5 protein-coding genes are annotated in these 14,489 nt (G+C 59.0%); 1 reads left to right on the top strand and 4 read right to left on the bottom strand.

The genetic code is table 11. The features are described from left to right. Window positions 1-56: 56 nt before the first annotated feature. The gene (locus ACYOEI_RS23630; protein ID WP_462852090.1) at window positions 57-602 is read left to right on the top strand and encodes an adenine phosphoribosyltransferase; all 546 of its coding nucleotides are present in this window, start codon (window positions 57-59) and stop codon (window positions 600-602) included. 326 nt (window positions 603-928) lie between these two features. Here ACYOEI_RS23630 and ACYOEI_RS23625 read toward each other — a convergent pair whose 3' ends face one another. The 4 genes from ACYOEI_RS23625 to ACYOEI_RS23610 all read right to left on the bottom strand — a co-directional run bounded on the left by ACYOEI_RS23625 (window position 929) and on the right by ACYOEI_RS23610 (window position 14,482). Beyond that, window positions 929-3,757: a BamA/OMP85 family outer membrane protein gene (locus tag ACYOEI_RS23625; protein WP_462852134.1), complete on the bottom strand. Its 2,829-nt coding sequence runs from the start codon at window positions 3,755-3,757 to the stop codon at window positions 929-931. A gap of 504 nt (window positions 3,758-4,261) precedes the next feature. Then, complete coding sequence (locus ACYOEI_RS23620) at window positions 4,262-5,515, bottom strand: DUF1559 family PulG-like putative transporter (protein WP_462852089.1); 1,254 nt, start codon at window positions 5,513-5,515, stop codon at window positions 4,262-4,264. Window positions 5,516-5,696: 181 nt separating this feature from the next. Then, window positions 5,697-12,287, bottom strand: coding sequence for a hypothetical protein (locus tag ACYOEI_RS23615; protein WP_462852088.1), 6,591 nt, complete (start codon window positions 12,285-12,287; stop codon window positions 5,697-5,699). Window positions 12,288-12,316: 29 nt separating this feature from the next. Continuing rightward, window positions 12,317-14,482, bottom strand: a complete 2,166-nt coding sequence (locus tag ACYOEI_RS23610) for a PulJ/GspJ family protein (protein WP_462852087.1) — start codon at window positions 14,480-14,482, stop codon at window positions 12,317-12,319. Window positions 14,483-14,489: the final 7 nt, after the last annotated feature.

Below are 14,489 nucleotides of genomic sequence, written 5' to 3'. Positions count from 1 at the left end.
TCGGCCGTCACCTCTCCGCGCGACCTGGCGGGGAGGCGACGGCCAGGAGTTTTGATATGACCGAGAACCCCCGCATGTCAACGGCCGGCGTCGACCCGCGAGACTGGATCCGCGACGTCCCGGATTTCCCCAAGCCGGGGATCCGCTTCAAGGACATCACCCCCCTGCTCGGCCATGCCCCGGCCTTCCAGGCGGTGATCGACCGGCTCGCCTCCGCGTTCGCCGGACGCTCGATCGACGTGGTCGCCGCGGCCGAGGCCCGCGGGTTCCTCTTCGGAGCCCCCCTGGCCCTGGCGCTCGGCGCCGGGTTCGTGCCGATCCGCAAGCCGGGCAAGCTGCCGTATCAGACCGTCTCGCTCGAGTACGCCCTCGAGTACGGCACCGACCGCCTCGAGATGCACAGCGATGCGATCGCGCCCGGCACGCGCGTCCTCCTCCTCGACGACGTCCTCGCCACCGGCGGCACCATGCGCGCCTGCGCCGAGATGGTCCGCCGCGCCGGCGCCGAGATCGTCGCCTGCGCCTTCGTCGTCGAGCTCTCCTTCCTCGAAGGCCGCGCCAAGCTCGCCCCCGACGAGGTCTTCAGCCTCATCTCTTACTGAAGGAGCGGGGAAGCGGTTCACCACAAAGGCACAAAGACCCAAGGGAAAGGACCAAGGGGGGACTCGGTAAGAGTTCCTCCTTGGAGCGGATCATACTCGAATTTCATCTACCCGATGGCTCCGATGGAGGACTCTTTACAAGCCCGAAGCGCAAGCGAGTGAATTCCTACGCGAGAACTCGAAGAAGATTTACTCGCTTGCGCTTCGGGCTTGTATCTAAGATGCCTCTCGAAGGTTAACGGCTCTAGGATTCTTACCTTTGTGTCTTTGTGCCTTCGTGATGAATCAGGATCCAGGCCGTCCCCACCAGCTAACGCTCTCGCATCTCAATAGAAGTAACCGATCGAGAAGTTGAAGTAGTTCACCTTATCCCCGGAGGCCTTGGCGACCGGGAAGGCGAGGTCGAACGAGAGGGGCATGGGGCCGAACTGCGGGAGTTGGATCCGGAAGCCGGTGCCGACGGACGCCCGGAAGTCGTTGAAGTCGTAGCTGTCTTCCACGGTGCCGAAGTCGCAGAAGAACACCTGGCGGAGCATGTCGTTGGCCGTCCAGGGGAACATGTATTCCACCGAGCCGACCGCCATGAGGATACCGCCCACGTTCGACCCGTCGACGTGCGGGCCGACGCCGCGGTACTGGAACCCGCGGAGGCTGCCCAGGTAGCCGGCGAAGAACCGTTCATACACCGGCGTGTCCTTGCCCGAGATCCCGAAGTGGCCTCGGAGGGCCAGGATCCTCGAGCCCGAGCCGTCCGGCCGGCTGCCGGTCGTGAAGTAGGTCCGGCCCTCGACCTCGGCCTTGGGATAGGTGAACGTCCCCCACCCTTGCTCGAAGGCGAACTCGAGGTAGTGCCCCTTGTTCGGCAGGAACGGCGAGTTCCGGTTGTCGAACCGCAAGGTCGGGCGGATCGTCGCCAGGGTCGTGTGGCCGGTCGCCGCGAGGTAATCGGCGGGGGCCGGCGTGCGATACCCGTAGAAGTTCACATCCTCGATCCGGAACGCGACGTCGGCATACGTCGACGTGCCGAACTGCTTCCCGAGCGAGAACCGGCCGCCGCCTCGGCTTTCATTCCAGTCCGGATAGATACGCTGGAAGATATACCCGGAGGCACTCCCTCGGATCGGCAGGTCGAAGAGGTACGGGTCGCTCAAGCTGACGGTGGCGCGATTGATCAGGGTGCCCACCATCACCGACGCGTTGAAGTCCATCCCGCCCCCGCGGAACGCCTTGCCGCTGGTGATGTCGTCGAACGATCGGGGGATGTTGAAGAGGTCGAAGTTCTTCTCCGAGACCGTCAGGCTGCCGTTGAGCCCCTGGTAGCCGCTCGCACCGACGCCGAGCATGAACCGGCCGGTGGGGGCCTCGCTGACCGACGTGACGACGTCCGCGAACGATCGGTTCGGGAACGGATCCTGGCGGTCGGGCCCGACGTCGGTCATGTTCATGCCGGGGATGCTCGGCTCGAGACCCGGCGGCTCGCCCGCCCCGACCGGAGGCGTCGGGGTCGTCCCCGGTGCGCCGGGCGGAAGCACGACGGGCGGCGCGGGATTCGGCATCGGCACCTCGATCGGCACCTCGTCTGCCGGCGGCGCGAAGAGTCCACCCGATCCGAACGGCGATAGACCCCCGGACCCGGCACTCACACCCGCGTTGCCCCCGGCTCCGCCGACCGTCCCGACACCGCCAGCACCGGGCGCCGGCGTCGGGCTCGCCGAGATCGGCGGGAGCTCCGGCGGTGCGAACCCCGCCGCATCCTCCGCCGCGCCCGCACTCTGCATACGAGTCAGCGATTCCTCGGTCAACTGCGGGACCCCGTCCCCATACGGCTTGTCGCCCGGGCGCTTGTTCTGGATCCGGATCTCGATCGTCTTGCCCATCTCGGGCGAGTTGTTGAAATACTGCGTGTTCGACAGGCGATTCTTGAAGATCTCCAAACGGTTGATGTTGAGCACCTGCCCGGGCAGGATCGCCGCCATGTCGGCCTCTCGGCGGATGACCTTCTCCTTGGTCCGCTCGTTGCCTCGGATGATCAGGTCGCCCAGGACGTACGGCTCGCCTTCCTCGATCCTGTACACGAGGTCGACCACGCCCGGCTGGTCGGTGTACTTCGGCTCGGGCATGACCTGGGTGTCGATGCAACCAATGTCGTTATATTTGATGAGAATGTTCTTGCGATCCGTCTCATAGATCGGCTTGAGCATGGGGTTGCCGGCCTTCATCAGCATCCCATCCTGAAGCTTCGCCTGCGAGAGCTTCTGGTTCCCCTCGATGATCACCTTCCGGACCTTGTACCGGACCCCCTCGGAGACGACGTACGTGACGGCCATGTCCCCGAGGCTCGACCCTGCGCGGGTGACGGCCGAGACCTTGACCTCGAAGAAGCCGAGGTCCTGGTAGTACTCGGTCAGCTTCCGGACGTCCTCGTCGAGCGTGTCGCGATGGAACTTCCCGCCGAAGAGCCAGAGGATCGGCATCTTGCTCGTGATCTTGGTCATCAGCGTCGCATCGGAGGCGAACGTGTTCCCCTTGAAGTCGATGGTGCGGATCTTGAGCTTCGGCCCTTCGAAGATCCGGAAGACGACCTTGGTGTCGCCGAGCTTCCCCCCTTCGATGAGGAAGATCTCGGCGAGCTCGTAGCCCTTGTCTTCGTACATCTTCTTGATCGTGTGGACCGCGTTCTGGGCCCTCGAGGAGTCGGCGCGGGCCCCCTTCTTGAGCTGGGTGGCCTCCTCGACCTCCTTGAGCTTGAGGTGCGTCATCCCGAGGAAGTCGACCTCCCTGAGGATGGGCATCTCGTGGACGCGGAAGACGAGGATGAACCCCTTCCCCTTGGGCCCTTCCTCGACGTAGGACTTCACGTCCGAGAACCAGTTCAGGCCGTGCAGGGTCTTCATGTCCGCCTCGATCCGTTGCCGGTCGAGGCGTCCGCCGGCCTTGCTCAGGATCTTGGCGCGGACCTGTTCGGCCGTGATGGAGACGTTCCCCTCGACGCGGACCTCGATGATGGTCCCTTCGGGTAGGACTTCGTCCCTGGCCGCGTCCCTGGCGGCTCGGGCCTGATGCGTCGGCGCGATCAGCGAGGCCACGAGGGCGGCCAGGACCGCGAGGAGGAGGAGGAAGGACCTCCGATCCGACGCTCGAACCACCGGGGCCATCCTTGGCACCGGCGGAACCTTCATTTCGCCGCGTGTCATTTGCGAACCGTCCCCGAAGCGAAAAGAGGGGCGCCGCGACGGCCCCCGAATCGGGGCGTCCAGTCGGCGTTTCCGTTGGACCGATCGATCACGCTTGGGCTCGGGATGCGGGTCCGGTCGTCCCGGCCCCAACCCGTGTCTGAAAGACGTGTGCAACTTCCCAAGCTCGGGCCGCCCCATCCTTGGGCGCGTCCCGCGTTCGACTGGCGACAGGTGCGGGCCTTTTACCCGAGTTAACGGGAAGCCGCAAGGCCGGAACTTCCCGACGAACTTGAGGAAATCTCCAAACAGCCTTCCTCCTGGCCCTCTCACCCCCCAAAAAGCGGGGCAAGAGTGCCCCGATCCCCCCCCGCTCCGCGCATGAAAAGACCCATCGAGCCTCGGCCAAGGGGGCCGCGGCTCGATGGGTGAGGTCCAATCCATGCCAGTCCAGTCGTCGTCGCTCGAGTCGGTCTTCCCCGTGACTTACTGAGCGAACTCATCCTGGCTGAGCGGGAACTGGCGGATGCCGGGCAGCTTGCTGCCGGCGGGGGACAGCAGCTTGGAATAAACCGTGCCGTTGATCGACGCGTTGATGAACCGCACGGCACCGTCGCAGAAGACGAAATTGCAGCCGCCCGGGTGGGCGCTGTTCGCGTACGGGAACGAGCCTTCGATCGTCAGGTTCTGACCGAAGTTGATGTACTCGTAGCCGGCGTGCGCACCGGAGATCGTCTGGGCACTGGCGTAGGCCCAGTTGGGATTATCCGTCGAGGTGCCATTGCCCGAAGGATCCACGACGGGGGCGAGGTCGACCCAGCCGTGGGTGGTCGGCACGATGTTGTCCGAGCCGAGGAACATGCAGAACGTGGGCAGCGGGCAGGCCCAGTTCGTGTCGATGTTGTTGGCGTAGGACGAACCGGTCGAGTATCCAGACAGGGTGTTCTCGCCAACGAGCAGGGTCGCACTAGCCCCGTCAGTGATGCTCCCGGGAGTCGTCCGGATGTCCCACGGCAGATTGCCGGCCGTGGTCCCCATGAACATCACGCCGAGCTTCTGGCCCACACCCTGCTGGGGCTGCCAGGTCGAGCTACCGGTGATCTGCGCGGGGTTGACCCATTTGATGACCGAGCCCGAGCTCGCCGAGGCGCCGTCGATGTTGGAGCCGGTCCACATCACGGCATTCGCCTGAAATCGGGCGAAACCACCGTTGACGGCGTAGCTCAAGTTCCCCTGGTTCGGGATCGTCGTGTTGTCGTCCGGGCAGCGCAAGATCCCGATGGCCGTCTCGCTGATCTGCTTGTTGCTCGGGACGCCGCCCGTGGCCAGGTAGTTGGTCTGCTTGTTCCAGCCGTTGTAGAGTTCCTGGCTGTCGATGTACGGAAGGATATCGACAACCCAGCTGTAGCCCCAGTAGGCCCCGGTCGTCGAATCGGGAAGCGTCGGAGGCGACGCGAGGACATCGGTGAGGACCGAAGCCGTGGGAAGTTGGGGCGAGGCCGTGAGCACGGCCTGCTTCTCCCCGAACGTCGACGCGTTGGGGAACGCGTTGCGGGCGTTCGAGAAGCCCATCAGCCCGAGGCCGAGCTGACGCATGTTGTTCTGACACTGAGTTCGCCGGCCCGCCTCTCGGGCCGCGTTGACCGCGGGCAGCAAGAGCCCTACGAGGATGCCGATGATGCTGATCACCACCAGCAGCTCGATGAGCGTGAAACCTCGACGGCGACGACGCAACGGCATGGAGGGTTCCTTTCTCAGAAAACGACGGGGGATTGACCTCAAATTCTAACTGGCTAGCAATCCCTAGGACAAGGGAATTCTTTCATACGATCACCGAACGAAACGCCGGGAGGAGGACAAACCGTGACACATCTCTGCCTCCTCACCGGTCTCTAACGACCACCTTACGACTCTCGACGACTCATTCGATCGTCTGCCGGTAGACCACGCAGTCGCGGAAATTGCCCGGACTCTGCGGGTTGAACCCGGTCGCCTTCGTCCGATCGATCACGAAGAACGAACGGTACCGGATATTACGACCACTCAAGATTCCGAGTTCGGGACCGAGTTTGTCAAAAGCGAGATGAGGCTGCAGGTTACCCACCATCGGATCGCCTTGCTGAAGAACCTCGAAGAATCCGACGGTGATCCAGACCGCATACTGGTGAGTACGGACAGTTGTCAGATTTGTGACCTTCTGCAGCCAATCATTTCGGAAATACGGGTGCTGGCTGTTGTCACCTGTCGAATTGCAGCCGAGGTAAGGGAAGGGACCCTGGAGCACAGCAGGCGTTCCCGGAGGAAGCAACGTTGAGTTCGAGTTCGTACCGTTGATAACGTTCGCGGGAGCAATATTCAAATAGGCAGCAGAATAAAACGCGAGATCTCCGTAGGGGTTCTGCAACTGAGGGGCCAGAACCTGGGTGTTAATGTAAGGATCTCCCGCGAACGGAGCCGGACCCGTCGAGAAAACCTGAGGTGAACCCCCGGCGTTACTCGGAGGGATGTTGTTCTTGATAGTGCAAACCGTGCTGCCTTGCACGTAGAAATCGACTCCACCCAGAGCCGCATTATTGGCGGATGTACCGAACGAATCACCAAGCTGGAAGAGGCGGCGCGGAGGAATCGGCGGGGGCTGCACAGGATTATTCTGCATGAAATAGAGTTGATTCTTTTGTCCTGGATCCATGACCACGCCTGTCGTAGCCGAAGGCGCTGTAGTCGCAGCACTCGGGGGGACCGGAACAGTTGCTGGCGGAACTGGAGGAGTAGTCGAAGGCCACGCTGAGGTCCAAGCACTGAAGGTGCCCGTGGTAACTCCTGGGGTATTAATCGGAGGCAACGTGTCGCCCGACGGAGGCAATGACGCTGGCCGCATCACGGTGAAGTCGATATCCGGGAAACTCAAGGAATGGAAAGGTCGTTCCATCGGCAACGTTGATGGTGAACTTACGCCGCCCTGTCCAAATCCGAACATGTAGCCTGAACCACCATGGCGGAGCTTAAGGAAGTCAGAGAACGCAGCCTTCATCCGATTATCGTAGGGAGGCAAGGCTCCCACGGGAGGAGTAGCGAGCGGATCGATCGCTGGGAAGCCCACGTTCGGCATCGTGTAGGCACCCGAGACTGTGCTAGAATCAGGCAGAATGACGTTCGCAGTAGGCACACCTGCGGAATTGATTTGAGTGACGACTGCCGGTGTTGGCTTGGCGGAGGGAACCTGGGCCACATTTAGTCGAGTACCACCGATCACGTCGAGAGTCGATGGACCTCCGACGCCGAGCAGCTTGACCCAAGACTCGCTCATCAACCCGAAGAAGACTTCCTCGTCGACAATCAAGTTCAAATTCACCATGCCCGGGCGAGTATCCTGACGGGCCCAGTCGTAGTTGCTCCCCTGTGCCACAGGGCCAATTGCTCCAAGCGCCGGACTCGGCACCTCGAAAATACTAAGCATCTTCGCCCAGCCAGCACTACCCGGGCCACCGATGTAAGCGGGTGCAGCCGTAGTTGCGAGCGGAGTGCTGACGTACGACTTAGTGGACGAATAGACAGGAACCGGGCCAGTCGGTGGCTCAAGCCAGGTGGGAGCAGTCGTGCTCTCGGATGTCGCCGTATAGAAGAAATTGTCGATCAGATACGGGTAAGTGTGAGGAATTGTCTGAGTAAACCTCTTATTCGTCGTCATAGCGGCGGTCGGCGCAACAGAGGTGGCCGGGGGAGTCGTGAGAGGTGCTACAGTCCCCGTGCCCATGTTGATCGGTGGGACAAATTCAGCGAATTGTTTCGTAAACAATCCAGGCGGGCAACCAGGCACCATCATCAATTCGGCGATGGAGGTGAAGTCACGATCGTGGAAGGGGACAAGATCGTGGACGGGATCTGACGTGTTGTTCGCAGCGCCCAGCGTGTGGGTCACCTTCCCGGAGCTCTGGAGGGTGCCATACTGAGCATAAAAATTCGAAGACCCCGCCGTACCGCTACCGACGTACGAGGGGACAATCTGCTCGCTGAATCCATAGGCAGGAATGCTGTAGTTCGTTGGAAAGCTAGTCGGCGAGGCCGAAGCATCCGCAAAAGGCTGGATGGCATGGCCACCGCGATAGGGTTGGAGCCGCTCCAGAGAATAGAGCGACTCTCCTGTCGACCCATCGACATGGTCCCCCATCGAATCGGTATATCCTTGGCACGAGGAGACGTTGAAGGAAAACCGGAAGCTATCAACGACGACCCGATTGTCATTAGGATTTGCAAAATCAAAGGTCGTTTCAAACGGATTGGGCGGCCGGCGAAGATAGAGCCAGAAATACTTACCACTTCCCGCAGCCGTCGAGGCAGCCCCGGCGATCGCCGGAGATGTCGAAAGGTCCAGCGGATTCATAATAATCGTAGTGCCGGTCGGTCCGGTTGTGGGAGCTGTCGAGAACGGATTCTTCAGGACATTCGTAGTGCCGTCATGCTGTTTGAGGGCACTGTCGTCCCGACCGAAGACAAAGTAGGTCGTTCCGCCCTTAATCGGCGAAGGCGAGAGAGCACTATTGGTAACGGCCGGCTGTGGGGAAAGCGCCTTCCCTGAGAGTTGAATGGGATTGAAAGGAGCTGTGCCGGGAGGAGGCGGCAACGTGGTCGATAGACTATTGTTCTGATAAGGGACTTGGCCTGTGATCGGATCGGGACGACCGGTCGTATCATCGGGCATGATCACGAAATCCCAACCTGCCATATCCAAAGCAGTCGCGTTCGTAGCGGACACGTCTTGCGAAAGGGTGTTAACGAGCTCAACGTACATCTCGCGTACATTGTTTGGAGTGGCTCCCTTCGCGGCCGTTCCCGGGGTGCGCTTCGAGGTGAACTGCAATGCCAAGACTTCGTTAATGGCAACTGGACTCGATTCCATTCCCCACTGAATCAAATATTGATCCGATTCGACGTGGAGGGGTGAATAAGGAATGGTTGATACCGTTGTGGCATAGTCCCATTGCGGAGGCGTACCATAATATGGAGTTGCAGTCGGATCTGTCATCTGGGCAGCTTGCCTCAGTTGGATATCCGTGTTGACGAATTTGGTCATCGTGCAGTCAGGATCGCGGAAGTCGATCACGTTGACCAGAAACTGGCTGAGCTGTGCCAATTCTTGAGGAGTATCAACAGAGTCCGGCGGCAACACAGTCTTAAGATACTGATACGTCTCCCTGATCCACTTTTGACGGACAGGTTCGATGGGGCTGTTAGAGACAGGCAACGGATAATTGAGGTTAATGCGACGGTCGCGATGCGCGACGCTCGGTGTGGCGACAGTTGTTCCCTTGAACAAGCTGAGGTTGGCCGGATTCGCATCGATCGTCGCCCCGAAATGGCTGTTGGCGGTGAAGGCCCCCATCGGGTTGTCATGCGCCAAGCCTCCGTAGTTCAACTCCCAGGTGTCTGTCGAGAACAGTCGTCGACGTCGCAAACCGTCGACCGCGTTCAGGAAACTGACCGGTGCGAGAGAAGCCAGTCGACTCTGAAGCGAAGCCCCGTCGGAGTCCTGCTGACGGTATAACCATTCCAGATCAGATGGGCCGTACGGCTGATCCCAAGTGGTCGACTGGTAGAGGGACAGTTCATCGGCCTCGTTGAGTGCTCCACTCACGGCGTAGAATGGGTTGGTCTCGCCGGCGGCCGTGGGAACCGTTGGGAATTCGAGGAAATTCGTCCCGGCGGGCGAGGTAGTCGTGTTGATCACACCAATCGAATTGACATACTGGTCGTACGTCGGAGTGGTGGTTGGCGGCGTGGGAGCTGTCGGAGGCGCTGCGTTCCGTTCATACGGCATTCCGGCGAAGAGATTCGGCACAGCAACACCGGTCGGAACCCTTGGATTTCGAGCCGCTTCATACCCGTGATAGAGGTTATTAGTGTAATCCGGTATAGCGGGAGCAGGGATTCTAGGGTCCTGCCCAGTCGCGGACGGATCCGTCAATCCACCTGGATAATACAGAGACGTCGGCAATTGAATCGCTGACGAGGGTGTAAGGACAGGTACGCCGGGGGGTCGGAAATATTTGAAGTAGGTGAGATGACCTCGAGTGCTGGCACCGCTGAAAGGGGAATAAGCTGTAGGCGCCGGCGTGGGTGGCGTTGTCGCCGTATTAACCAGAAACTGCAAAGTCGTGAGGGCCGAAGGATTGGTGGCGCCACTCCCGCTTGGAGAATTGAGCTGACTGCTAGGATTGAGTTGATTGGGTTTGACTATCAGTCCATCACCCGCAACGTCGATGGGAGTCACGAACCTGCGGAGCCGTTCGATGGGCAGAGTTATCGCGCCGGCCGCATCGAAGTAGTCCGCAGGTATGAGCGGTGTTCCGGTAGTCACGGGGAGTTCACTCTGAAGCAAACCCGTCCCAGAGAGATGCGTCGGAAAGGGGTCGAACGTGTTGAAATTGTCATCACCCGAGTCGCCAATAAACTGCAATGCGTGCGGCAACGAGGCGTTGGAATTGATGCTGTAGTAAGGAGAATTGGAAAGTCCGGCCCTGACAGGATTCGTGTAGGAGCTGATCGATGCCAGAGGAGCAGGCGTGGTGTTCCCGAAATTCAATTGATTTCCGAACGATGTCGTAAACACATCGCCGATCGGGATGGCCTGCGGAATCGCATCAGGCTCACCGAAACGACCGGGAACAGCCGCCGTCAGAGTATTAATGTGATTTGGTGGCCCCCCCGCAGCTGAGTAAGCTGCGTCTCTCTGATCGTAGAGACCATTTGGAAGGTTGACCGGTGACCCGTTAACAGTCACGAAATTCGTATCCTGACTCGTTCCAATAGCGTCCTGCGGTCGTGTGCCAGCGAGAAGGTTGCGTAACTGAGTTAGATTAACCGGTACGCCTGCGTCGTCGGTGGGGTTGTACGTGCCGGAGGCAATGGGGGCCATCAAAGCGAATGTTGGATCAATCTCACTCGGCGAATACCCCAGGTGAGACGCATGCGAGAACATGGGTGTGCCCGCCACGTCCCGCATCTGAAGGTTACCGGCTGTGTTCAGGGGGATACGGCCGTTCAGACCGAGAACCAGGAACGAGAAGAGTGGTTTGTAAAGTTGCCCTTCGGTATTACGCTTTGCGGGATATCCCAAGTCGAGCCAGACAGAATCTGTAATGCCATCCCCGTCGTTATCGATGTCGTACTTAATCTTCCCAGTGGAATCAGGATACAAATTTGGAAACGTGGTGGCGTCATGACCGTCTGCATACCGCGGCCTTAGAATCTTGGACTGAGCGACCACACTCTGGCTGGTCCAGTCGTCATAGCCCGTGATGGTAGGGTCAAGGGGGTCTGTTGCCGAAGGGTCGTAGACAAGGATGCCTGGGCGATGGAATGAGGGGACAACGATCTGGCCGTCTGCGCTCTGAATCGCAAGGAACCAGTTTTCTAGATCGCAGGCGTCGTAGTCTTCATCCATGCTGGCGATGGAATTCGGATCCCCATACGCAGGCGCATCTTTGAACGTGTATACGGGTGGAGTCTTTGTCGTGTCGAGAGTTCCTGAAATAAGATTTCCGTTGACGCGAAAATTTGAGTTCCGCGAAATTCCGCCACCGTATCCAACTCCGCCGATATTTACCGATGTGGTAGTCCCGCCTGGCGGTGTAACATTTACAAAGTTCGGATTAGCCCCCAATCCGTCCATGCCCGGTCCGTTAAAGGCGTGGAGATAGCGGCCGTCGAGTGTGCATCCCCAGGACCCGTAAGTGGTCACTCCGGTAGGAGGTGAGATCAACGTATCGAGGGAAAGGAGGGAACTCTGAACAGCTGAAGTCTCCGGACTTAGATAGTTTGCGAAGTTCGCAGGACTGACATTCGGGCTCGTAATTGGGCTGACAGGAGCAGCGCCCAGAGGATTAATGACAGATTTGTTGATGACCGGATCTGGTCGCTGGACGTATAGAGCTCGAAAGCCCGAGGAATCGGTCGGGTCATCTGCGACGACTTCATAAGTCGTCCCGACGAAATAGTTGGAAGTGTTCCCGTTGAACGGGTCCTTGTTCACACCCGGACTCATTCTGAGAATCCACCGGGCAAAATTGAAGCCGTACAGCGACTCATCGCCATTCGGTATATTTGTGATCAATTTATAGAAGCCAGTCACATTCACGTTGTTCACAATCGTCGACGCGGCAGTCACCACAGAATAACCCGTGATTTCTAGATCCGTTCCCGTGGAAGGAATGACGGCCAAAAATCCGTTGTGTGTGGCATCATTGCCATACATATCTCGCTTCAAGCTATGCCCACGGATCGCCGACTGAGGATTTGTCGTGTCATCGATCAGTTGCGCGAGGGCGAAATCCATGATCTCCGCCGTGTCGGGCGTGTTCATCGCTTGCGAGAAGTTTCTCGCGTTTACCTTGGCCTGACCGCTGAAGGTCGCGAACGTCACCCCGATCAAGGCCAGGAGGCCGAGCATCCCGAGGATAACGACCAAGACCACGCCACGGCGTTGAATGCGATTTCGAGTGAATTTGGCGAACATGGGAGAAATCCCCTTCCGTAAGCAAGCACTCAAAGCTTGTCGCTGAAGTCTTGACGAATCGTCAACACCTTGACTTTGGAGTTCCGCGGATCGACCACGCGGACCTGGATCTGGAGCGCCCGGAGCGGCGCCGGATACGGGGCTGGGTACGACGGATAGACCGGGGGCGATATCGGGGGCCCGATCGGAAGTTTGTTCACCGGGTCAAATCCCCTAGAGGGTGCCCTGGAATAGGCAGTCGACCACGAGTCCCAAACGCGTCGGAGGCGAATAACACTGTTGCCGTTATCGCCTATGTTGCCGCCCGTATACCCTGTGTAACTCGGATAAGACGTGGCCCCGTATTGCGAGTCCAACCGAAGGTCTTCAATCCTAGGAGGAATCCGCCCTTCGTGAGCAAACGTCTGGTTGAGCAAGTCGAAGGCGAATTGTCCCGTATTCAGAGTTGTCGTGTATGGAGGTGTCCCGATGATCGGCGGCCAGAAGATCACGGGGGTGGAACCCACGACGTGATCCGCATTGCCCATCAGATAGGGCGGAATGGTGTAATTGGTAAAAATCACCGGACTCGCATAGGGAGATGTTGTAAAGGGCTGGTAAATCCGGAGATCATCCCCCCAACCGAGGTCGACATACCCCGCATAGGCATTGTCGTAAGCTTTGACGTCAAAGCTACGAACTCCCGTCATGACGAGGTCATCTTCCCAGGTAACATTCCACAACGCGGACGGGGCTCCTGAAAGCGCATTCGAACCTCGGCCGTCGTTGTTCGGCTGATTCGTGATGCGGAAAGGAACGGTCATCGGCGGCAGTGAATGGTACTGAGGAGGGCTGGTCGCCGTATTGTCACCGAGGCCTGGGTTGGTCGAAGGGTTGAAGGGGTGCAGGAAGTCCGGTTGGCGGAAATTCGCGGCGAACGGAACTCCGGGATCGGTCCAGGCCGGCGACATCGTCTCTCGCCATGTAGGAAAGCCCCACCATGTCTGAGCTGTCTGTGGCAAAGGCAGACTGTCGCCGAGTTCCAAAGGATTGTGGTTTACGAATAATAATTGATCGAGAAAGTGCGAACCCGTTGCCGCGGGATAGTGTGTTGTGTTCGAAAACGAGTTCAGCGTCGAGGGGTCTTCCGAATGAATCCAGCCCGCTCCAGACAGGGAGTTCGATGCGGAATCGGGCATCGAATACGCACCAGGAAAAATATAAGGAAACGGCATCTGGTCGTAGGTGGGGGTTGTTCCACCTCGAGCTGTGGCCGTTGCATTTCTTACCTCGAAAAGCAGTGAATTGTTGCCGCTGGCAATCATATTCGGATAAAGTGTCGGGTAAAAATCATGGACTCCATTGCCCACGTAAAAACCCCCGCCATCAGTCTCTTCATCATCGGCGATGCCATCTCCAGGGGCATGTACATTGGTCGCGGCGATACCAGTGGAATTGATCATGAAATCGTTCGCGAAGCGTGGGTAGGCGAATCGATTCTCGCGATTCGTCAAGTCGCCCAGATTATTGAGGATAATCGGAGTGTTCGACGCGTCAACCGATCCAGATGAGGATGGGCGAGCGGATAGGTCGTTCATCCCTTGCCAACTGACATTTGCGTAGGCAAACATCTCGGGCTCATAAACAGTCTGTGTCGTCGCCGTATTGATTGCTGTGGTCGCATAGGTATAGATCGAAGATTGCCGATCGGGTGCGACAAGCAAAACACGACGGTAGAGGTTGCCATTTCTCAAAAAGTAAATGATCTCGGCATACTGACTCGTCACGACAATTGGCTGCTTATCAACCTTGATCGTTCCCATAGGAAAGAGATTGTTGATCCAGCATCGACCTGTGAACAATTGGCCTTCGGGTGCCTTCGCGGTGAACCGGACGTAGTCGTCGGAGTCCTCACCTTGGGCATCTGCGAACTGATTCTCCCCGTACTCGAAATAACCGAGGTTGTCCTTCGGATCGAGAGGTGGTGTCAACCGAGCGGTGACACCCTGGAGATCCTGCCTAATGATCGAGTCGAGCTGTCGGAGATTGCCATCCAGCTCCTGGTAGGTCTGGAGGCCCGAGACGGCACCCGTGGCCGCGGAGAAGATCGTGACGAGGATCGTCATCATCAGGACCAGTAGTGCAACCGCCACGAGCATTTCGACGAGGGTCACGCCTCGGCGCGGCGAGCGAGGTCGTGGAAATCGTAGCGTCATCTCGGCT

It is taken from the genome of Singulisphaera rosea (assembly GCF_054877945.1).
This window is presented reverse-complemented; position numbering and strand designations above follow the sequence as displayed.

Bases quoted from the DNA above. Each gene is read 5' to 3' on its own strand.
- ACYOEI_RS23630 (WP_462852090.1), top strand. From the start codon at position 57: ATGACCGAGAACCCCCGCATGTCAACGGCCGGCGTCGACCCGCGAGAC.
- ACYOEI_RS23625 (WP_462852134.1), bottom strand. From the start codon at position 3,757: ATGGCCCCGGTGGTTCGAGCGTCGGATCGGAGGTCCTTCCTCCTCCTC.
- ACYOEI_RS23620 (WP_462852089.1), bottom strand. From the start codon at position 5,515: ATGCCGTTGCGTCGTCGCCGTCGAGGTTTCACGCTCATCGAGCTGCTG.
- ACYOEI_RS23615 (WP_462852088.1), bottom strand. From the start codon at position 12,287: ATGTTCGCCAAATTCACTCGAAATCGCATTCAACGCCGTGGCGTGGTC.
- ACYOEI_RS23610 (WP_462852087.1), bottom strand. From the start codon at position 14,482: ATGACGCTACGATTTCCACGACCTCGCTCGCCGCGCCGAGGCGTGACC.